Origin of the sequence: Limosilactobacillus avistercoris (assembly GCF_014836425.1) — a bacterium.
Lineage (GTDB): Bacteria > Bacillota > Bacilli > Lactobacillales > Lactobacillaceae > Limosilactobacillus > Limosilactobacillus agrestimuris.
This window is the reverse complement of sequence record NZ_JACSQW010000055.1, coordinates 1-502: the sequence shown is the minus strand read 5'-3', so window position 1 is coordinate 502 and position 502 is coordinate 1. Positions and strand designations below refer to the sequence as shown.

Genomic DNA, 502 nt, shown 5'->3' with positions numbered 1-502 from the left:
CCTGTCCGATAATATCGCCAATTACTTTTCCTGAGCGTGTATTACGATAGTGAAAAATCACCATCTGATGACGACTAAATTCGCTCGTGGTCTTGGTTGCCCAAAAATAGCTGGTATTTTTAGCTTCGTCAATGACCTTAAATGGCGTTTCATCCATTTGAATTACGTTTTCACCTTGCATTAATTGGGTTAGCCGTTCATACAGTGGCTTCAAGTATGTTTGACTAACTGTAATGATATTAGTGGCGAGTTGACGACCGCTAACTGGCAAACCAACGGCTTGCCAAAGCTTTACTTGTCGATGAAAGGGTAAAGCTAAGGCAAATTTATATTCAGCTACTTTAGCCAAAATACTACTGGAAACATAACTGTGCGGCAATAATGATTGTGGCATCTGGCTACTAATGATCATATCTTTACCATCTTCGTCACAGTCATTACATTTATAGCTTTCTTGGTATAAATTCACACAGTACAACTCGGCAGGCTTTAGCCGGACTTC

Annotated in this window: 1 protein-coding gene; it reads right to left on the bottom strand. The window is 40.0% G+C overall.

The genetic code is table 11. The features are described from left to right. Positions 1–502 (bottom strand): IS66 family transposase (locus H9564_RS09050; RefSeq protein ID WP_191685132.1); only part of this gene is annotated, 502 nt, incomplete at both ends.